The organism is Pseudomonas sp. YL2, from assembly GCF_023063025.1.
GTDB classification, from domain to species: domain Bacteria; phylum Pseudomonadota; class Gammaproteobacteria; order Pseudomonadales; family Pseudomonadaceae; genus Aquipseudomonas; species Aquipseudomonas putida_A.
Genome location: NZ_JAJSLU010000014.1, coordinates 46,453 through 65,297 on the forward strand (window position 1 = coordinate 46,453; position 18,845 = coordinate 65,297).

Annotated in this window: 19 protein-coding genes; 6 read left to right on the forward strand and 13 right to left on the reverse strand. The window is 62.2% G+C overall.

Features of this window, described 5'->3' with window-relative positions:
* Positions 1-19 precede the first annotated feature (19 nt).
* From LVD08_RS19555 to LVD08_RS19565, 3 genes are all read right to left on the reverse strand, one after another.
* Positions 20-514 carry a PaaI family thioesterase gene (locus LVD08_RS19555; protein WP_247268962.1) on the reverse strand — a complete coding sequence of 165 codons (495 nt, stop codon included), beginning with the start codon at positions 512-514 and terminating at the stop codon, positions 20-22.
* An 8-nt stretch (positions 515-522) separates the two neighbouring features.
* Positions 523-1,680, reverse strand: a complete 1,158-nt coding sequence (locus LVD08_RS19560; protein ID WP_247268963.1) for a GGDEF domain-containing protein — start codon at positions 1,678-1,680, stop codon at positions 523-525.
* 103 nt (positions 1,681-1,783) lie between these two features.
* The gene (locus tag LVD08_RS19565) at positions 1,784-2,032 is read right to left on the reverse strand and encodes a hypothetical protein (protein ID WP_247268964.1); all 249 of its coding nucleotides are present in this window, start codon (positions 2,030-2,032) and stop codon (positions 1,784-1,786) included.
* A gap of 170 nt (positions 2,033-2,202) precedes the next feature.
* On the opposite strand from LVD08_RS19565, the gene LVD08_RS19570 reads away from it, so the two are divergent.
* The 3 genes from LVD08_RS19570 to LVD08_RS19580 all read left to right on the forward strand — a co-directional run bounded on the left by LVD08_RS19570 (position 2,203) and on the right by LVD08_RS19580 (position 4,439).
* A complete protein-coding gene (locus tag LVD08_RS19570; protein WP_202368508.1) occupies positions 2,203-2,847 on the forward strand; it encodes an ATPase in 645 nt (214 codons plus the stop codon).
* An 86-nt stretch (positions 2,848-2,933) separates the two neighbouring features.
* Positions 2,934-3,275 carry a hypothetical protein gene (locus LVD08_RS19575; protein WP_095136448.1) on the forward strand — a complete coding sequence of 114 codons (342 nt, stop codon included), beginning with the start codon at positions 2,934-2,936 and terminating at the stop codon, positions 3,273-3,275.
* A gap of 216 nt (positions 3,276-3,491) precedes the next feature.
* Entirely contained in the window at positions 3,492-4,439 is a 948-nt protein-coding gene (locus LVD08_RS19580; protein ID WP_183780484.1) for a bifunctional helix-turn-helix transcriptional regulator/GNAT family N-acetyltransferase, read from the forward strand.
* A 3-nt stretch (positions 4,440-4,442) separates the two neighbouring features.
* On the opposite strand, the gene LVD08_RS19585 is transcribed toward LVD08_RS19580, so the two are convergent.
* Positions 4,443-5,339 (reverse strand): LysR family transcriptional regulator, encoded by an 897-nt coding sequence (locus LVD08_RS19585; protein ID WP_177408971.1) that lies wholly within the window; start codon positions 5,337-5,339, stop codon positions 4,443-4,445.
* Between the two features lie 168 nt (positions 5,340-5,507).
* On the opposite strand from LVD08_RS19585, the gene LVD08_RS19590 reads away from it, so the two are divergent.
* A complete protein-coding gene (locus tag LVD08_RS19590) occupies positions 5,508-6,518 on the forward strand; it encodes a zinc-dependent alcohol dehydrogenase family protein (protein WP_097090345.1) in 1,011 nt (336 codons plus the stop codon).
* A gap of 27 nt (positions 6,519-6,545) precedes the next feature.
* On the opposite strand, the gene LVD08_RS19595 is transcribed toward LVD08_RS19590, so the two are convergent.
* The 5 genes from LVD08_RS19595 to LVD08_RS19615 all read right to left on the reverse strand — a co-directional run bounded on the left by LVD08_RS19595 (position 6,546) and on the right by LVD08_RS19615 (position 12,676).
* On the reverse strand, positions 6,546-7,565 hold the full coding sequence (locus LVD08_RS19595) for an XdhC family protein (RefSeq protein WP_247268965.1): 1,020 nt from the start codon (positions 7,563-7,565) through the stop codon (positions 6,546-6,548).
* Positions 7,566-7,576: 11 nt separating this feature from the next.
* Positions 7,577-8,929 carry a c-type cytochrome gene (locus LVD08_RS19600; RefSeq protein ID WP_247268966.1) on the reverse strand — a complete coding sequence of 451 codons (1,353 nt, stop codon included), beginning with the start codon at positions 8,927-8,929 and terminating at the stop codon, positions 7,577-7,579.
* 17 nt (positions 8,930-8,946) lie between these two features.
* Positions 8,947-11,199, reverse strand: coding sequence for a xanthine dehydrogenase family protein molybdopterin-binding subunit (locus tag LVD08_RS19605; RefSeq protein WP_247268967.1), 2,253 nt, complete (start codon positions 11,197-11,199; stop codon positions 8,947-8,949).
* A complete protein-coding gene (locus LVD08_RS19610) occupies positions 11,199-11,654 on the reverse strand; it encodes a (2Fe-2S)-binding protein (RefSeq protein ID WP_027613020.1) in 456 nt (151 codons plus the stop codon). Before LVD08_RS19610 ends, LVD08_RS19605 begins: the two co-directional genes overlap by 1 nt.
* Before the next feature lie 89 nt (positions 11,655-11,743).
* Positions 11,744-12,676 (reverse strand): AraC family transcriptional regulator, encoded by a 933-nt coding sequence (locus tag LVD08_RS19615; protein WP_247268968.1) that lies wholly within the window; start codon positions 12,674-12,676, stop codon positions 11,744-11,746.
* Between the two features lie 243 nt (positions 12,677-12,919).
* On the opposite strand from LVD08_RS19615, the gene LVD08_RS19620 reads away from it, so the two are divergent.
* Positions 12,920-14,116 (forward strand): MFS transporter, encoded by a 1,197-nt coding sequence (locus LVD08_RS19620; RefSeq protein WP_247268969.1) that lies wholly within the window; start codon positions 12,920-12,922, stop codon positions 14,114-14,116.
* Positions 14,117-14,130: 14 nt separating this feature from the next.
* Here LVD08_RS19620 and LVD08_RS19625 read toward each other — a convergent pair whose 3' ends face one another.
* The 4 genes from LVD08_RS19625 to LVD08_RS19640 form a co-directional block, all read right to left on the reverse strand.
* Positions 14,131-15,129 (reverse strand): NADP-dependent oxidoreductase, encoded by a 999-nt coding sequence (locus LVD08_RS19625; RefSeq protein ID WP_247268970.1) that lies wholly within the window; start codon positions 15,127-15,129, stop codon positions 14,131-14,133.
* A 67-nt stretch (positions 15,130-15,196) separates the two neighbouring features.
* Positions 15,197-16,066: an alpha/beta fold hydrolase gene (locus LVD08_RS19630; protein WP_247268971.1), complete on the reverse strand. Its 870-nt coding sequence runs from the start codon at positions 16,064-16,066 to the stop codon at positions 15,197-15,199.
* An 82-nt stretch (positions 16,067-16,148) separates the two neighbouring features.
* Positions 16,149-16,937: an SDR family NAD(P)-dependent oxidoreductase gene (locus LVD08_RS19635; RefSeq protein ID WP_150368825.1), complete on the reverse strand. Its 789-nt coding sequence runs from the start codon at positions 16,935-16,937 to the stop codon at positions 16,149-16,151.
* 39 nt (positions 16,938-16,976) lie between these two features.
* Entirely contained in the window at positions 16,977-18,077 is a 1,101-nt protein-coding gene (locus LVD08_RS19640) for an alkene reductase (RefSeq protein ID WP_247268972.1), read from the reverse strand.
* Between the two features lie 105 nt (positions 18,078-18,182).
* Between LVD08_RS19640 and LVD08_RS19645 the strand changes: the two genes are divergently transcribed.
* Positions 18,183-18,809, forward strand: a complete 627-nt coding sequence (locus tag LVD08_RS19645; protein WP_247268973.1) for a TetR/AcrR family transcriptional regulator — start codon at positions 18,183-18,185, stop codon at positions 18,807-18,809.
* Positions 18,810-18,845: the final 36 nt, after the last annotated feature.

Below are 18,845 nucleotides of genomic sequence, written 5' to 3' on the forward strand. Positions count from 1 at the left end.
GCACCATGCCCTGTAGGAGTCAGCGCCCGTGCGCCGCGTCCGCCAGTTGCCCGGTATCGACCCGCACGAACACCGAATCGCCCATCGCCGTCAGCACCTCCCCGGCATACACCTCGCAAATCACCCGCGTCTTGCGCCCGACTTCGCCCTCGACCCTGGCGCGCAAGGTCAGGGTGACGCCCATCGGTGTGGGTTTGATGAACTTGAGGCCGAGGTTGCCGGTGACGCAGTCGATGCGCGGCAGGCTGCCCGGCTCGCGTTGTTCATGGCGATAGTGGTAGGCCATGGCGGTCCAGTTGGAGTGGCAGTCGACCAGCATCGCCAGCAGGCCGCCGTACACCAGGTCCGGCCAGCCACAGTATTTGTCGTCCGGCAGGTGTTCGGCCATGACGTGCACGCCGTCTTCGTGCCAGTAGCTTTTGACGTGCAAGCCATGGGGGTTGCGGCCGCCGCAGCCGTAGCAGACGCCTTCGGGGGCGGCGAGGTCTTGCAGAGGCGTTTCGGAACGGGTCATGGGTCTGATCATCCTGAAGTGGTGAGCCCGGTCAGGCGCAGGCGGTTGCGCCCACCGCGCTTGGATTCATACAGCGCGGCGTCGCCTTGTTCGATCAATGCCGCGAGGCTGGCCGGTGGCTGGTTGAACAGGGTGGCGCCGATGCTCAGTGTCACCGGTTCGGCGGTGGGAAATGTCTGGATCGCAATGCGTTGAAACTGATCGCGCAGGGCATCGCCCAGTCTGACGATGTGATCACTCGGCGCGTTGCTCAGCAAAATCACGAACTCGTCGCCGCCCAAGCGAGCGGCCAGCGCTTCATCGGCGGTCTCGGCGCGGATCATTTCGCTCAGGGCCACCAGCAAACGGTCGCCGGCGCTGTGGCCGTACTGATCGTTGACCGATTTGAAGTTGTCGATATCGATCAATAGCAAGGCGCCGGGATGCGCCGCAGACACGCCCCGCAGCAGGCCCGGCGCGCGCATGTCGAGGGCGCGGCGGTTGTAGAGAGCGGTCAGTGGATCGCGGGCGGCCAGTCGGGCGATCTGCTCCTCGCGCCGGTAGCGTTCGGTGCCGGTCATCGACAGTGCGATCAGCATGATCGCCATCGCGCCCTCGACCAGCGAGATCTGGATGATGACGCCACGGAACGCAGCCAGGTCGATCAGCGTGCCGGGGATCACTACGGTCAGGGCCTTGGCCACATAGAAAATCCCATGCCCGAGCAGCACGTAGCGCAATTGCACCGCACCGACGCTCAGCGATCTGCCATGCGGGCGCAGCAGCAAGCTGGCCTTGAGCGTCGAGGCGGCGACCAGCAGCGAGTTGGCGGCCAGCATGACTTTCGACCACAGCGGCCCGTCCGGCAGCAACAGCATCACCAGCCAGCAGACGAAGATCAGGTACCAGGCCGGTGACAGACGGGTCTGGGTGAAGCGCGCTACCCCCAGCAGAAACAGAAAGTGCGCGGTCACCAGCAAGCCGTTGGCGAACCAGATGCCGATCAGCAAAAAGCCGTTGCTACGCAGCAGAGCCAGGGTGGAACCGATGGTGATGGTGGCGAAACCGGCGCTCCAGAACAGCAGCGAAGGCTCACGAATACTGCGCCACTCGACCGCCAGGTACAGCGCGGCAGCGGCTGCGAGAGCGATCGAGATGGTCAGCATCGTTGGTGGGTCGAGCGGCATTTCCGGGGGAGCCTGTCAGAAGGTCGGTAAGGCCGCCGATTGTAAGCGTTCGGGGCCGTTTTGGCAGGCGCCGCATACGATCATCACCGACCGGCGTCCACGCTCATTCGTGAGGCGTGAGCCAGGTGTCGACGACCCGCCGGTCCAGTTCTTCCCAATAAGCCATGCCCAGCACCCGCGTGGTGTTCAACCCGCGCAAATAGCCGCGCAACTGATTGGCGGTATCGCGCTTGAGACGCGCATCGGTGATGGCCTTGTCCAGCAACACGCTTTCGTACTGCACCAGGTATTCCGCCACCCGCTCGCGAAAGTCGGGCAGAACCGCGTCGCGGATCAGGTCAAAGGTTCTCAAATCGGCTTCCTCACTGTTGTTTTAGTCATTGGGGATGAGTGTGTACCCGTCTTTATCGTGCGCAACTATCGCTAGAAGTAATAGTGACCATCACGAAACGCAAGTTCAGCTTTGCTGGCAATAGGCGGAAAATTGCCTTCATTGAAAACGCAGCTCAAGGAAATTGCGCGATGAAGACACTGACCCGACTGGCGCTGACCGCTCTGCTGATGAGCGGCATGGTAGCCACGGCACCGTCTTACGCCGACGACGCCTGTGCGTGTCATCTTCAGCCAATCGCCGGCAGCAGCGCGACTTTGCAGCATTCACAGACCGTGGGTGTGTTGTACAGCGAAAACACCCGGGAAAACCTGCAATACCTGACGCGCTACCACGACATGGCGCTGCACGGTGCCAAGGATGCACTGGATTCGCGAATCCGCGCCGCCTTTGTCAGCAGCTCCGACCCGGAACTGGCGATCGACTGGTTGCTCAGCTCGTTGCAGCGCCAGTTCATGTCGGTGACTGTTTACGACAACCTCGATGCACTGATTCTGGCGCATCCGGACATTGTGGTGAAACTCGACACCTTCAATCGCCTGCTGACTCAGCAGAACAGCCTGTACGAGGCGCATTTCATCGCGCGTTTCTACGATGCCGACCTGCAGTACATCGGCAAAGCCGAGGGCTCGGTGGAGAAACAGATTTCGTCGGTCTGGGTACACGACAAAGCGGCGCACGAGATTGCCGCGCAGATCGAGCAGCAACGTGACCTGCAACTCAATGCCTTGAAGCAGTTCGATGCCTCGCTCAAGGCGCTGGTGGCTTCCAGCTGAACACTCAAAACCAAAAGGGCAGCGGCGGCGCCGTGACGCTGAATCGCTGCCAGATGAACCGAACCTTTATTTTCAGGATGACCCCGATGCGTGCTTTGTTTGCCCCGACCCTGGCCGTTGCTTCCTTGCTGCTCGCCGGTTGCGCCTCCGCACCGAACGACCCGACGCTGACCTTGCAGACCAACAAGACTCCGGCGCAATACGCCGATTGCGTGGTGCCGAAGCTGCAGGGCAGTGCGCTGAACCCGACCGTTTCGCAGACCCAGCGCAGCTACCGGATCGTGGTGCCGAGCAAGGTGTCGGCAGACAACGTGCTGGAAGCCTACAAGGCCGGCAACGGCGGCAAGGTGTTCATCTACGAGCGCCACTTGCTGGCCTCGAATTTCCTGCCTTCCAGTTTTGAACGCGCCGCCCAGGACTGCATCTGACCGGCTGCGCAAACCGTTTTAACCGAGCTCCTTTGGTTGGCCGCAACCAGCCAATACTTTGCCCCGCACCTCATTCGGTTGCGGGGCTTTTTTTGTCTGACGTTTGCTGCGGTGTTGATGTCGACACGCTGACGTTTGCCCGGCGTGGTCGGCTGCTTGCGTCGGCGAAGGGGAATATGGTTGTATAGTACAACTAAATTTCAGCGGTGATGTGTCATGAGTATCCCTTCAGCCTTGATCGAAGAAATCCGTACAGCGTCGCGCACGATGGTGCGTGAATTCGGTTTCCTGCGCGCCACCCTGGCGGCGACCGACTATTCCGCCTCCGGCGTGCACGCCTTGCTGGAAATCGAAGCCGGGGACGGCGTCAGCGCTGCACAACTGGCGCAAAGCCTTGGTCTGGAAAAGTCCAGTGTCAGCCGCATGGTCGGCAAACTGATCAAGGCCGGGGAGATCGAGGAGCGTGCCGCCGAGGACGCCCGGGTCAAGCATCTGCACCTGACGGCGCAGGGCCGGCAGACCGTCGCCGACATTCATGCCTACGGCCAGGCCCAGGTCAGCAAGGCATTGGACACGCTCAATCCGTCGCAACAACAGAGCGTGGCGCAGGGCCTGTCAACCTACGCGCATGCGCTCAAGACCATCCGTCTGGGCGCCGACCGGCCACTCACGCCGAACCTGCACATCAGCGCCGGCTATCGCCCCGGGCTGATCGGCCGCGTGGCGCAAATGCATGCGGATTATTATTCGCGGCATTCCGGTTTCGGCGCGATCTTTGAAAGCCGCGTCGCCCGTGAAACGGCGGAGTTTGTCGGGCGTCTCGATCAACCCTGCAACCAGATCTGGGTAGCCACGCTTGATGAGCGCATCGTCGGCTCAATCGCAATCGACGGCCAGGATCTGGGTAACAATCAGGCGCATCTGCGCTGGTTCATCCTCGACGACGGCTGCCGCGGCAGTGGCGTCGGCCGGCAACTGCTGAGCGCGGCAGTGGAGTTTTGCGATCAGCAGGGTTTTGACGCGATCCAGCTCTGGACCTTCAAGGGCCTAGACGCCGCGCGCCGACTGTACGAAGCGGCCGGGTTCGAATTGACCATGGAAGAGCAGGGCAGTCAGTGGGGCAGCGTGGTGACGGAACAGCAGTTCACCCGCCACCGGACGTGATCGTTATTGTTCCAGCCAGTCAGGATAGATCTGCACAAAGTGCTGCTGCAGCCATTCGACAAATACCTGAACTTGCGCAGCCAGGTGCGTGCGGCTGGGGTACAGCAGTGATACCGGGCGCGGGGTGGGCCGATAGGCGCTGAGGATTTCCACCAGGGTGCCGCTGGCCAGATATTCGGCCACGGTGATGCCTGGCGCCTGAATGATTCCAAAGCCCGCTACGCCGCACTGCACGTAAGCATTCGACTCGGTGACGGTGATGCCGGCGTTGCTGATGAACGCGCGGTCTTTGCCTTTGACCGAGAAGTGCCAGGGCAATGTCCTGTTGTTTTGGCCGGAAAGAAAATTCACCCCGCGATGGGCATTCAGATCGTCGAGTGTCCGCGGTTCGCCGTGTTCCTGCAGATACTCGGGGGCAGCGCACGTGACCATGGTTGCCATGGCGATCGGGCGAGCGATCAAGGTCGAGTCCGGTAACTCGCCAATTCGTAACGCGCAGTCGATGCCTTCACCGATCAGGTCGACCGCCCGATCAGTCACGCCCAGCACCATGTCGATCCCGGGGAAGGCGCTGGTGAAGGTTTTCAGGTTTTTGATGAAGTCCAGTTGCGCGAACGCGGTCGGGATATCGACCCGAAGCCGGCCTTCGAGCGTTGCTCCGCTGCGGTCGAACATCGAAGTGGCGGCCGAGATATCCGCGAGAATTTCCTGCACTCGCTCATAGAACAGTTGGCCTTCGGTGGTGAGCGCGACTTTTCTGGTGGTGCGCTGAAACAGACGCACACCCAGGGATGTTTCCAGCTCCTGGATGTAACGGGTGACCTGGGGGCGCCCGATGTCCAGCGATTCGGCGGCTTTGGTGAAGCTGCCGAGCTCGGCAAGCCGGGCGAACAGTCGCATCGATTGCAGCAATTCCATGATCGGGACCTGACGGAATTCAATTGTTGCTTGAGGATAGAATAATCATGTGCCTTTTTGCGTATTTATTGCGCGAGCCCAACAGCGAAAGATGTGCCCAGGCAAACCCTTGGTGGTTTGCAGCCATTGATCCGTTTTTGGAGATTCGCAATGAAAGCCTGGTTACTGAAAGATTTCGGCCTCGACAATCTGCACCTGGAAGAGACAGCGACCCCGCAGCCACAGTCCGGCGAATTGCTGGTAAAGGTCGGCGCCGTGTCCCTCAATTTTCGCGACAAGGCGATCGTTGACGGCATCTACGAGCCGCACATGGTGCCCAAACCGTTGATTCCGGTGAGCGACGCAGCGGGCACAGTGGTCGCGGTGGGTGACGGCGTCAGCCGCTTCAAGGTCGGCGATCGGGTCAACTCGCATCTGTATTCCCGCTGGCTGGATGGCGAGCCGGGGCCGAATGAACCGGACTACTGCTTTGGTTCGCCGCTGCCCGGCGGACTGGCCGAATACATGATCATCCACGAAGACAGCGCCGTTGCCGCGCCGGACAACATGAGCGACGAAGAGGCGGCGACGTTGCCGATTGCTGCGCTCACGGCGTGGTACTCACTGGTCGACTTTGGACAGATCCAGCCCGGTCAGACCGTGCTGGTACAAGGCACGGGCGGGGTGTCGATTTTTGCCGTGCAGATCGCCACGGCGCTGGGCGCCAAAGTGATCGCCACATCGAGTAGCGAGCACAATCTGCAAGCCGTGAAGGAACTGGGAGCGGTCGCGGGCGTGAACTACAGAACGACACCGAACTGGGCCGATGAAGTGTTGCGGCTGACTGACGGCAAAGGCGTGGATCTGCTGCTCGACGTGGCCGGTGGCAACGGCATCAATCAGTCGGTTGCAGCGACCAAGGCTTCCGGGCGCATTGCACAGATCGGTTTTTTGACCGGGCAGACCGTTGCACTCAATCTGATGCCGCTGATTTTCCGCCAGACCACCATTCGCGGTATCGCCGTGGCACCGCGCTCGTCCTTCGACCGAATGAACGTCTTCCTCAACCAGCACAAGATTCGCCCGGTGATCGATCAGGTGTATCCGTTCGAGAAAGCGCGCGAGGCGTACGAGCATCTGGCGAAGGGCGCGTTTGGCAAAGTGGTGATCAAAGTCGCCTGATATAGGCACAGGGCCAAGCATCGGGGCTCAATGCGATTGCGCCAGACCCTGTTGCGCCTTGGCTCTGGCAATCGAAAACGCCTTCGGCAGGCTGGCGCCATTCTTCGCGGCCAGGATCTCGGCCATCACGCTGACGGCGATCTCCGCCGGTGTCTTGCTGCCAATGTAGATGCCGATTGGCCCGTGCAGCCGTTCGAGTGATGCCTGGGTCTCACCGAAATGCTCGATCAGACGTTCGCGGCGCAGTTGGCTATTGCGCCGCGAACCGATGGCGCCGATGTAAAACGCCGGGCTGTGAAGAGCTTCGAGCAGCGCCAGATCGTCGAGTCGCGGATCATGGCTCAAGGCGACGATGCAGGTGCGCAGATCAACCGCGAAGTCGCGCACCACGTCATCCGGCATGCCGATGATCCGCTCCACACCGTTCACCGCCCAGGTTTCGATGTATTCGGCACGCGGGTCGCACACCGCGACCTTAAAGCCGTTGAACAGCGCCATGGTCGCCAGGTACTCGGCCAGCGCGCCGGCGCCGATCATCAGCAGCCGATACCCCGGCCCGAGGGTATTGAGCATCAGGTGGCCGTCGAAACTGAATTGCTCCGGGGTGGCCGTGGTTTCCAGCGTGACGCGACCGCTGTCCAGTGCCAGGCAGCGGCGCACCAGTTGCCCGGCATCCAGTTGCACCAGCAGTTCGTCCAGCACCTGCCATGAGGGATTGAACTCAAGAATCAGCTCAAGCGTGCCGCCACAGGGCAAACCGAAACGATGCGCCTCGTCGGCGCTGACGCCGTAGCGCACCACCTCGGGCGCACTGTCCTTGAGGCCGCTGCCGCCATGCGCGGTGGTGTAGCGATGGATCAGGTCGTCCTCGATGCAGCCGCCGGACACGCTGCCCACCACGCGACCGTCGTTACGCAAGGCCATCATCGACCCTGTCGGGCGCGGCGAAGAGCCCCATGTGCGCGCCACCGTGGCGAGCAACACTTGCTCGCCGGCGGCGAGCCAGTCCCGCGCGGTGCGCAGGACCAGCAAGTCGATGCTTTCCATCAAACGTTCCTCTAACGCATTTGCAGGATGATCGGGCTGCTGCTGGCCGGATCCGTACGTTCACGCAGCTTGTTGACGGCCTGCGGTTCAATGGCACCGCCCTGATTGCCCCAGGTGCTGCGCATGAAGGTCAGCACTTCAGCGATCTGTTGATCCGATAACTGTTCACGGAATGCCGGCATGCGATAGGCGTCCGGTACTCCGGCGGCCACCACCCGCTGCGAACCGTTGAGGGTGATGTTGATCGCCGAGGCACTTTCCTTGGCCAGTGCCGAGGTGGCGCCGGCCAGCGGCGGCATCCATTCCGACTGGCCCTTGCCGTCGAGGCCGTGGCACGAAGCACAGCGCGTGACGTAGGTATGAGCACCGGGCGCGTCCAGACGTTCCGCCGCCGAAACCGTTTGGTACTGCCATGGCTGGCCGTCGCGCTGACGGTCCCCCGGCAATGACTTGAGATAGCGGGCGATCGCGGTCAGATCGTCATCGCTCATGAACTGCGTGGAGTTGTTGAACGCCTCGGTCATCGAGCCGTAAACCACCGCATGTTTGTTGCGCCCGGTCTTGAGGAACTGCACGATCTCCGGCTCGCTCCAGCGGCCCAGGCCGGTATTGTGGTCATCCCGCAGGCTCGGCGCGTACCAGCCATCGAGCAAGGCGCCGGCGAGGTACGGCGTGGCGGATTCATCCAGAGCCTTCTCGTTGAACGCCAGACCGCGCGGCGTATGGCAACTGCCGCAGTGTCCTGCGCCTTGCACGAGATAAGCGCCGCGATTCCACACGGCATCCTGCGACGGTTTGGCCACGTAAGGCTCGGTATCGACGAAGACACCGTTCCACAACGCAATCGGCCAGCGCAGGTTCAATGGGAAAGGAATCGCACTCGAGATATTCGCCTGCTTGACCGGTGTCACGCCTTTCATGAAAAACGCGTACAGCGCCCGCACATCATCGTCACTGAGCTTGGCGTAGGACGGGTAGGGCATCGCCGGGTACAGACGACGGCTTTCAGGTGCCACGCCGTGGCGCACCGCACGGTCAAAGTCCGCGAGGCTGTAGCGGCCGATGCCGGTTTCCGGCTCCGGGGTGATGTTGGTCGCGTGGATCGCGCCCAGTGGTGTGGCCATTTCCAGGCCGCCAGCGAACGGCGCACCGCCCGGCACGCTGTGGCATGCCACGCAGTCGCTGAGTCGGGCGACGTATTCGCCACGAGCGACCAGCGCCGGGTCGATATCGGCCACGGCGGTGTGGTTGTTTTCAAGGCGCGAGACAGGCTCGCGGGTGACATACCAGGCCAGCAGGCCTGCCGCGACCAGGCACGGCACTGCCAGCCAGCCAGCGGTTCTTGCGAATCGGCGGTTATTCATGGACGCTCCGGCGCTGATCAAGTGAAGGTGTGTCGGCTCATGGGCAGGCTGCGCACCCGTTGCCCGGTCAGCGTTGCCACCGCATTGGCGACGGCGGGCGCGACAGCGGGCAACGGTGGTTCGCCGATGCCGCCCATTTTTTCCCCGCTCTCGACAACACGCACGTGGACCCGGGCCATCCGCGCAGGCGGCAGGATCGGATACAGGTCGTAGTTGCGCGCGCGCGGTTTGCCATCAATCCACACGGCTTCCTCCACCAGGGTCTGCGACAGGCCCAGCGCCACCGCGCCATTGACCTGCGCTTCGACAATCGCCGGATTGACGATGCTGCCGGGGTCGATTGCCTGCCAGATGTCGTGCACCTTGACCTGACCGTTCTCGATGGAGACCTCGGCGATTACCGCCGTCTGGGTACCGAACGGCGACGCCATCGCCACGCCTCGGGCGCGTTTGCTGCCGTCCGCCGCGGTGAACGGCCCACGCTTCCAGCCCCCCGACAGCTCGCCCACTGCTTGCAGCAGCGTGGTCAGTCGTGGGTTGTCGCGCAGCAGATGCAGGCGCAATTCGAACGGGTCCTTGCCGCCCTTGTCGGCCAGTTCGTCAAGGAACGATTCATAGAAGAAGTCGTTGAGCGAATTGCCCACCGAACGCCAGTAACCCAGCATCGCCGGGCCTTTGGCGTAGATCTGCGCGATGCGCTTGTTGGGGATCGCATAGGACTTGCCCGACAAGCCTTCAAGCGCCGTCGGGTCGAGTTTTTCACCCTGTTTGCCGGCCAGCGCCTCGGTCGGGCCTTCGGTGGCGCTGATTGCTTCGATCGCCAGCGGCCAGCCGTCGTTGTCCAGCGCGGCGCGGAAATTCACGGCGGCTACGGGACGCAGCACGTCGCGCAGAAACTCTTCCTCGCGACTCCAGATCAGTTTGACCGGGCGGCCAACCGCCTTGGACAACTCGATCGCCTGCGGGTAGGGGCTGGCGGCGTCGTAGAGGAAATGCCGACCGAAGAAGCCCCCCAGCAATGGCGAATGCAAGGTAATCCGCGACGGGTCCAGCCCGGTGCGTTTGGCGATGTCCGCACGGAACATGTCCGGCGCCTGATTCGGCAGCCAGACTTCCAGCGAACCGTCGGGATTGAATCGGGCCAGCGCCGACGGCGGCTCCAACTGGCCGTGGTTCAGGTACTGGTTGTGGTAAGTGGCGTCAATCCGCGTTTTGGCGCTGGCCAGAACTGCAGCCACGTCGCCCTCATTTTCATCATCCCTGGCCGGGCCTTTGTCGTCAGCCAGGCGCTTGAGCCAGGCGTCGCTGGAAAAGTCCGCAGGCATTGGCCGTACTTTGCTGTCGGCCGTGGGTTCCTGCCAGTCGACCTGGATCGCCTCCACTGCACGTTTGGCGTGCCACCAGCGCTCGGCGACCACCGCCACGGCACCCGGCAGACGATGCACGGAATGCACGCCTTTCATCGCCTTGACCTGCTCTTCGTTGCGCAGGTTACCCACGGTCATCCCCAGACGTGGTGCATGTTGAACGGCGGCGTGGAGCATGTCGTCGACCTTCAGATCGATGCTGTAGAGCGCCTTGCCCGTGGATTTGTCGTAGGCATCGACGCGCTTCACCGGTTTGCCGATCCAGCGGAACTGGCTCGGATCACGCAGTTGCACCGAGGCCGGATCGGGCACCGGCAGATCCATGGCGTGTTCGGCCAGTTCGCCGTAGGCCACGGATCGCCCCGACCTGGTGTGCACGACTTTGCCGGGTTCGGTAGTCAGTTCGCTGACCGGCACCCCAAGTTTCTGCGCACCGGCCTGCAGCAGCATGGCGCGGGCGAGGGCGCCGAGGCGGCGCATCACCGGGTAACTCATGCGCACCGACATGCTGCCGCCGGTGATGCGCATACCGTTTTCCATCACCACATAGGCTTCGCCGGGCGGCGCGGCTTCGACCAGGAATGTCGACGGGTCGGCATCCAGTTCTTCACCGACGATCTGCGCCATCGCGGTGAACGTACCTTGTCCGCCTTCCATGAACGGGCAGAGCAGGCGCACGCGGTTGTCCGGGCGGATTTCCAGAAACGCCGGCACCTGCGTGCCACGCTCGGCAGTCGCGGCCGCCACTGCCGCTTGCACGCGCGTCGTGCCCAGCGGCAGGCCGAAACCGAGCACCAGTGCGCCGACAGCGGTGCCGGCCAGGAAACGTCTGCGCGACACGTTGATTGGTTCGTGCAGAGCCAGTGCTGATGCTTCCTGAGCAGGATCGATACGCACGTTCATCAGGCGTCTCCCTTGCCGGCCAGTTCATGCACGGCGGCATGAATGGCGTTGTACGTGCCGCAGCGGCACAGGTTGACCATCGCCGCCTCGATCTGCGCGTCACTCGGCTTGGGGTTTTGCTTGAGCAGCGCCGTGGCCGCCATCACCTGCCCGGACTGGCAGTAGCCGCACTGGGCGACCTGCAGATCAACCCAGGTCGAGACCACGCGTTTGCCGACATCATCGGCCTCGATCGCCTCAATGGTGGTGACCTCGCGGCCGACCACGCCGGCCACCGGCGTGACGCACGAGCGCACCACGTTGCCGTCCACCAGCACGGAACAGGCGCCGCACTGCGCCAATCCACAGCCGTACTTGGTGCCGGTCATGCCCAGATCATCGCGGATCACCCACAGCAGGGGCGTATCGGCGTCGGCATCGACCTGATAGGTTTTCTGGTTGATTCGTAGTTCCATGGTTCACCCGCTCGATCATCGGTTGACGTGCATTTTTATAAGCGGTGAAACGCTGCGTGGCGCCTCACCGGTAAAGCGTGTTCTTTTGCTCAACTGGCCGTATTGCCCAGTGCTTCTGCGGCGAAGGGATCGCCACGCAGCAGCGCGATGTCCCGACTGGGTGCGGTGCCGTACAGGCGTGCGTATTCGCGGCTGAACTGCGAGGGACTTTCATAACCGACCGCAAACGCCGCTCGCGAAACGTCCAGACGCTCCATCAACATCAGCCGGCGCGCCTCGTTCAATCGCAGCCATTTCTGGTACTGCAGCGGGCTCATACCGGTGAGCTGGCGGAAGTGGTGGTGAAAAGTCGGTGCGCTCATCTGCACCCGCGCCGCCAGTTCATCGATGCGCAGCGCCTCGGTGTAGTTGACCTTGAGCCAGTCGATGGCTTTGGCAATGCGATAACCCTGGCCATCGACGGCCGTGATCTGCCGCAGCCGCGCGCCTTGGTCGGTATGGAGCAGCCGATAGTGGATTTCCCGCAGCACCAGCGGCGCCAGCACCGGGATCGCTTCAGGCTCGTCGAGCAATGCCAGCAGGCGTTCGAGCGCGCCTTCCAGAGCGGAAGACATGTTGCCAATGCCAGCGCCGGTGTTCGTCGACGGCTGCCGTTTCGCAGGCAAGCCACCTTTGCTGAGGATCTCGGCGAGCATGCCGACATCCAGCTTCAGCACCAGCCCGACACAGGGCTGTTCGGGGCTGGCGAGCATCACTTCAGAGTTGGCGGGCAGATCCAGCGAGGTGACCAGAAACCGCGAAGGGTCGTAGCGGTAACCCTCACCGCCGACCCATAAGCGCTTTTCCCCACGGCCGACCAGAATCAGGCTCGGCTCGATCATGCACACGCTCGGTGGCGCCGGCTGATCGCGACGAAACAGCGACAGGCCGGGTATCGACGTGGCGAAGTCGCCCGCTACGCTCACGCGCGAGTCAATGTTCAACGCCAGAGGTGATTGGTGGCGCAGCGGGGTAGGGATCATGTCGGGCAACTCCTGTTGAACGAACTCTAATCCGCTGCACAGGCGATTCCTATACACCACCCTGCATCCTCAGAGGATCAGGCAAGCATTCAAGAGGAATGCACTAGGGCAGAGGTGAATCGACCGGGAGAATGTGTCAAACCATTACAGGAGAGCCGCGATTCGACAACGCGATCCTCGCACCGTGAAAAACAGTGCGTCCGGGTAATCGCCCGGACGCCTCTCGCAATACAGGTAGTTCCCATGACTTCCCTTTCTACAGAACAACGCGGCTGGAGCGCCGTGCTGGCCATGTCGCTGGCCGCCTTCGCCCTGGTCGCTTCAGAATTCATGCCGGTCAGTCTGCTGACGCCGATTGCCGCCGAACTGCACATCAGCGAAGGTCAGGCTGGGCAGGGGATTTCCGTGTCCGGTGCATTCGCCCTGATGACCAGTCTGGTGATTGCAGCGGTCGCCGCTCGTGTCGAGCGCAAGAAGTTGCTGTTGGGGCTGACGTTGCTGATGATCGTCTCGGGCACGGTGGTCGCGTTCGCGCCGGGCTACCCTTCGTTCATGTTCGGGCGGGCCCTGATCGGCATCGCGATCGGCGGTTTCTGGTCGTTGTCGGCGGCAACCGCGATGCGTCTGGTGCAGCCTCATCAAGTGTCCCGGGCGCTGGCGATCGTCAACGGCGGAAACGCGCTGGCGACGGTAATCGCCGCTCCGGCGGGGAGTTTCCTCGGCGCGTTGATAGGCTGGCGCGGCGCGTTCTTCTGCGTGGTTCCGGTCGCCGTGCTGGCGGCCGTGTGGCTGCTGATCAGTCTGCCGTCCTTCAAGCTTGAGCGTCAGGCCGGTAGCGGCAACGCCCTGCGGCTGATGAAGCAATGGCCGGTCGCCTTGGGGATGGTCGCTGTCAGCGTCTTTTTCATGGGGCAGTTCATGCTGTTTACCTACCTGCGGCCCTTTCTGGAGGGGGGCACCGGGGTCAGCGTTGCAACCCTGTCCTTGATGCTGCTGGGGCTGGGGCTTGCCGGTTTTATCGGGACCTTTGTGATCGAAAGATTCCTCGGCACCGGCCTGTACCGCACGCTGACAGTTATCCCGCTGATAATGGCGGTCATTGCACTGGCGCTGGTCAACTTCGGCGCATCGCCGCTGTTGACTGCGGTGCTGCTCGGACTCTGGGGACTGGTCGCCACGGCGGCGCCCGTTGGCTGGTGGACCTGGCTGGCGCAGACGCTGCCGGAGGATGCCGAAGCCGGCGGCGGGCTGCTCGTGGCCATCGTGCAACTGGCCATCGCCGGAGGGGCCATCGTCGGTGGACTGGCGTTTGATCTGAGCGGTTATAAAGCCACCTTCGAACTGAGCGCGGCGGTGTTGGTGATTGCGTCGGTGCTCGCTTGGTGCGCCGGTCGCAGTGCGACTGAAGTTCATCTGGTCGAGTCGAACGCGGCCGGCTGACGAGGGACACGTTGTCATTTGAGCGTAACGACGACCTTACCCTTGGCACGCCCCTGCTCGACGTACTTCAACGCCTCTGCCGTCGAGGCAAACGGGAAGCTGCGGTCAATCACCGGTCGGATGATTGCCTCCTCGACCAGCGTGGCAATTTTTTGCAGTTGTGCACCATTGGCCCGCATGAAGACGAACGTGTAGTTGACCGCCTGCTTGCGCGCCTTGCGGCGGATACCGAAGCTCAACAGGCGCATTACCTGTTGCAATGGCCAGGACAAGCCTTGTTCTTGGGCGAACTGTGCAGTGGGCGGGCCCGAGATGGAAATGAGCTGGCCGCCGGGCTTCAGGACCTTGAGTGATTTTTGCAATACGTCCGGGCCGAGGCTGTTCAACACCACGTCGTAGTCGTGCAGGACGCTTTCGAAGTCTTGCTGTTTGTAGTCGATGACCAGATCGGCCCCCAGTGCTTTGACCCATTCGACGTTCGCGGTGCTGGTGGTCGTGGCGACGAAGGCGCCGAGGTGTCTGGCCAACTGGATGGCAATGCTGCCAACCCCACCGGATCCCGCGTGAATCAGTACTTTCTGACCCTTTTTCAGTTGTGCGGTTTCGATCAGTACTTGCCACGCCGTCAACGCGACCAAAGGCAGGGACGCGGCTTGTGCCATGCTGGTATTGGCAGGTTTTCGTGCGACCGCGTTTTCGTCCACGGCGATCCATTCGGCGAACGTTCCGATCCGCGTTTCCGGCGGGCGAGCGTAAACCTCGTCTCCCGGTTTGAACCGCGTCACCTGTGAGCCAACCTCAACCACGACACCCGCCAGATCATTGCCCAGTATGAGCGGTAATGCATAGGGCAGAATCAGCTTGAACTCGCCACTGCTGATCTTCGAATCCAGCACATTGACGCTGCTGGCGTGTACCTCGATCAAGACATCACGGGCACCCACCACAGGGGCAGACGCTTCGCCAATGCGCCCGGTGTTCTTTCCATAGCGATCAATCAGAAATGCTTTCATCGTAGTGCGGCTCTTGGCGGTTGTAAGGAGGGTAGCTGGCGCGTTGCGGTGTTGCTGCGCCGTGTCGTCAGGCGTCGAGGAATGCCTGCGCCTTGGCGACAAAATCAACGCAGTGCTGGAAAATTCCGCCGTGCCCGGCATCCTCATAAATCACCAGTTGTGCGTTGGGAATACGCTTGGCCAGCGCCATCGAGTTGACGCTGGGCACCATGATGTCGCTGTCGCCGTTAACGATAAGCGTGGGTATGCGCAAGCGTCCGAGGTCTTGCGGCGGCTGTTGGCCCCACGCGGTGATCGCTTTCAACTGGCGCAAAAAAGCGCTCGGTGTCGGGCCTTTGTCGCGATTGTTTTTGCGTGCTTTCAGGCGTCGCAGATACAGCGACGCAGATCGACGGCCATTGGCTGTCGAGGTGAAGAACAGGTAGACCTTGGGATCGCGAAAGGTCAGCAAGCCTTTGAGGATCAATGGCCAGGTGACCGCACCGACTCTGTCGATGCCGTCGCCACCGGCCGGACCGGTACCGGTCAGAATCAAGCGACGCACCCGATCGGGCGCCTTCAGGGCGATGTCCTGAGCAACGAAGCCGCCGAGCGAGAATCCCAGTACATCAACGGTTTCCAACCCCAGCGCCCGGATCAACTGAATGGCATCGTCAGCCATTTCGCCGATGGTCAGTGGCGCGGTTCCACCAGAGCCGCCAATACCGCGATAGTCAGTGGTAATGACCCGTCGGGTTTGTGCCAGTCCATCAATGATCGCGGGATCGAAGTTGTCCAGCACGGCGCCCCAATGGTTGAACAGCACCAGAGGGACGCCGATAGCAGGGCCGATGTCGCGGTAAGCGAAGCGCACGCCGTTGACCGTGATCGACTGGTTCGCCGCGTTGCTGAATGGCGTCGACGCGCCAGTGTGGTTATTTGCCAGGGTTTGATTCATTTCTGCTCCGGATCGCGGGCCGGATTCGATGCAGTGACTTGCGCCTGCATCGAATCCGCCGCGCGTGTTCGCTACCAGACAATCACTGTGGGTTGAGGTAGCGCTGAGCAACCGCAGACTGACGGATTTGCCCGATCAGGCCCTGACGTGCGCCTTGCAGATCATCCCAGCGTTGCGCTTCGTGCAGCGGCGGGATGGTCACCGGTTCGCGACGATCGAAACCGACCAGAGCGGCATCCACCAGATCGCCCACTTCCATGATGTCGCTCAAGGTGTTGATGTCGATGCCGGAGCGATCCCAGATCTCCGTACGGGTGGCGGCGGGGAGTACGGCTTGCACGTAGACGCCCTGAGGTGACAGTTCCAGGCTCAGTCCCTGGGACAGGAACAGGACGAAGGCCTTGGTCGCACCGTAGACGGTCATGCCGAACTCCGGTGCCAGACCCACCACCGAACCGATGTTGATGATCGCGCCGTCACCGGCCTTGACCAGACGTGGAGCGATGGCGCTGGCTAGGCGCACCAGTGCGGTGGTGTTGAGGGCGACCAGTTGCGCAACGCTGTCGGTGCTTTGGTCGATGAAGTTACCGGAGAGGGCGGCGCCGGCATTATTGACGAGGATGCCGATACGGGCGTCGTCGCGCAGGCGGTTTTCAACGGTGCTCAGATCAGCGAGTTGGGTCAGGTCCGCCGGGATCACATCGACGGTGACGTCGTGTTCGCTGCGCAACCGGGCTGCAAGTGCGTCCAGGCGTGCCTGGTCGCGGGCGACCAATACCAAATCGTGGCCGCGTTGCGCGAAGCGCTCGGCGTAGACCGCGCCAATGCCGGTGGAGGCGCCAGTGATCAGAACAGTAGGGCGAGTGCTCATGGGGGATCTCTCTTTCAGGATGTGAGAAACAGAACGCGCTCAGTTGGCGCTGACGCTTGATTCAGCCAGCGTCGGGTAGTCGATGTAGCCTGCCGCACCGCCGCCATAGAGGGTGGCGGGATCGAACGCGGACAATGGCGCGCCCTGCTTGAGGCGCTCCACCAGATCCGGGTTGCCAATGAACGGGCGACCGAAGGCGATCAGGTCGGCGTGGTCTCTAGCGAGCTGCGAAGTCGCCAGGTCCAGGTCATAGCCGTTGTTGGCGATGTAGGTGTTTTTAAAGCGCTGGCGCAGTGCGCCGAAGTCGAAGGGCGCCACGTCGCGCGGGCCACCGGTCGCGCCTTCGACCACGTGCAGATAAACCACGCCGAGGGCATCGAGTTGCTCGGCGACGTAATCGAATTGCGCCTGCGGATCGCTGCTGGAGACGCCATTGGCCGGCGACACCGGAGACAGGCGCACACCGGTGCGATTGGCGCCGATTTCATCAACGACGGCCGCCGTCACTTCAAGCAACAGACGCGCCCGGTTTTCAGTCGAGCCGCCATACGCATCGGTACGCAGGTTGGCGCTGTCCCTGAGGAATTGATCGAGCAAATAGCCGTTCGCGCCGTGAATTTCCACGCCATCGAACCCGGCGGCACTCGCGTTTGCCGCAGCCTGGCGAAAATCCGAGACGATCCCTGGCAGTTCGCTGGTCTCCAGCGCGCGCGGCGCCGAGACATCTTCAAAGCGATTGTTGACGAAGACTTTGGTGGCGGCGCGCAGCGCAGAAGGGGCCACGGGGGCGGCGCCGTTTTCTTGCAGATCAACGTGCGACACGCGGCCGACATGCCACAGTTGCAGAAAGATTTTTCCGCCCTTGGCATGGACTGCATCGGTCACCTGGCGCCAGCCGTCAATCTGCGCCGGCGTGTAGATTCCCGGGGTGTCCTGATAGCCCTGACCTTGTCGGGAAATCTGCGTGGCTTCACTGATCAGCAAGCCTGCGCTGGCGCGTTGGCTGTAATAGGTGGCCGCGAACTCGCTGGGTACAAAGCCTGCGCCTGCACGGTTGCGAGTCAGCGGTGCGAGGACGACGCGGTTCGACAACGTCAGGTCGCCAAGTGTGTAAGGGGTGAACAGCGTCTGGTTACTCATCTGGTATTTCTTCCGTGCCCGTTGGTGGAGATCGGTGTGCGTGCAATTAGGATGATGATCGAAATCTAAACTGTCAACGGTTTTGATTATGACCAGCATCTATGTATGATTGGCGCAAGCATTCCCAATGAACACGAGGTACTGCACGTGCGAGTGACCAAGGCCCAGGCGCAGGCCAATCGAGAACACATCGTCGAGACCGCTTCCGAGCTGTTCCGTGAGCGTGGCTTTGACGGCGTCGGTGTGGCGGATCTCATGGCGGCTGCCGGTTTCACCCACGGTGGTTTTTACAAGCATTTCGGCTCCAAGGCCGATCTGATGGCTGAAGCCGCTTCCTGCAGTCTTGCCAAGTCGCTGGCAGGTGCCGAAGCGCTCGACGTGCCTGGCTTCATCGATGTCTATGTGACGAGAGAACATCGCGACGGACGTGGCAGCGGTTGCACCATGGCCGCGCTGTGTGGCGACGCGGCGCGTCAATCGGATGAGGTGAAAACGACGTTTGCCGAAGGGATCGAGCGCACCCTGCAGACCCTCGGAGACAAATATCCAACCGGGCCGGACGCCGTGGCGGGCGAGGGGAGGAAGAAAATGATCGACCTGCTGTCGCGGGCTGTCGGCGCGATTGTGCTGTCGCGTGCCTGTCCGGATGATTCCGCCCTGGCCGACGAGATTCTTGAGGTGTGCCGCGCTGAAATGCTGGCTTCGTTGCCGGTTGACGAGGAGACGGTCTGAGGCGACGCTGGATCGTCGTATCGCTCAACAGCCGGT

Bases quoted from the DNA above. Each gene is read 5' to 3' on its own strand.
- LVD08_RS19555 (WP_247268962.1), bottom strand. From the start codon at position 514: ATGACCCGTTCCGAAACGCCTCTGCAAGACCTCGCCGCCCCCGAAGGC.
- LVD08_RS19560 (WP_247268963.1), bottom strand. From the start codon at position 1,680: ATGCCGCTCGACCCACCAACGATGCTGACCATCTCGATCGCTCTCGCA.
- LVD08_RS19570 (WP_202368508.1), top strand. From the start codon at position 2,203: ATGAAGACACTGACCCGACTGGCGCTGACCGCTCTGCTGATGAGCGGC.
- LVD08_RS19575 (WP_095136448.1), top strand. From the start codon at position 2,934: ATGCGTGCTTTGTTTGCCCCGACCCTGGCCGTTGCTTCCTTGCTGCTC.
- LVD08_RS19580 (WP_183780484.1), top strand. From the start codon at position 3,492: ATGAGTATCCCTTCAGCCTTGATCGAAGAAATCCGTACAGCGTCGCGC.
- LVD08_RS19585 (WP_177408971.1), bottom strand. From the start codon at position 5,339: ATGCGACTGTTCGCCCGGCTTGCCGAGCTCGGCAGCTTCACCAAAGCC.
- LVD08_RS19590 (WP_097090345.1), top strand. From the start codon at position 5,508: ATGAAAGCCTGGTTACTGAAAGATTTCGGCCTCGACAATCTGCACCTG.
- LVD08_RS19595 (WP_247268965.1), bottom strand. From the start codon at position 7,565: ATGGAAAGCATCGACTTGCTGGTCCTGCGCACCGCGCGGGACTGGCTC.
- LVD08_RS19600 (WP_247268966.1), bottom strand. From the start codon at position 8,929: ATGAATAACCGCCGATTCGCAAGAACCGCTGGCTGGCTGGCAGTGCCG.
- LVD08_RS19605 (WP_247268967.1), bottom strand. From the start codon at position 11,199: ATGAACGTGCGTATCGATCCTGCTCAGGAAGCATCAGCACTGGCTCTG.
- LVD08_RS19610 (WP_027613020.1), bottom strand. From the start codon at position 11,654: ATGGAACTACGAATCAACCAGAAAACCTATCAGGTCGATGCCGACGCC.
- LVD08_RS19615 (WP_247268968.1), bottom strand. From the start codon at position 12,676: ATGATCCCTACCCCGCTGCGCCACCAATCACCTCTGGCGTTGAACATT.
- LVD08_RS19620 (WP_247268969.1), top strand. From the start codon at position 12,920: ATGACTTCCCTTTCTACAGAACAACGCGGCTGGAGCGCCGTGCTGGCC.
- LVD08_RS19625 (WP_247268970.1), bottom strand. From the start codon at position 15,129: ATGAAAGCATTTCTGATTGATCGCTATGGAAAGAACACCGGGCGCATT.
- LVD08_RS19630 (WP_247268971.1), bottom strand. From the start codon at position 16,066: ATGAATCAAACCCTGGCAAATAACCACACTGGCGCGTCGACGCCATTC.
- LVD08_RS19635 (WP_150368825.1), bottom strand. From the start codon at position 16,937: ATGAGCACTCGCCCTACTGTTCTGATCACTGGCGCCTCCACCGGCATT.
- LVD08_RS19640 (WP_247268972.1), bottom strand. From the start codon at position 18,077: ATGAGTAACCAGACGCTGTTCACCCCTTACACACTTGGCGACCTGACG.
- LVD08_RS19645 (WP_247268973.1), top strand. From the start codon at position 18,183: ATGATTGGCGCAAGCATTCCCAATGAACACGAGGTACTGCACGTGCGA.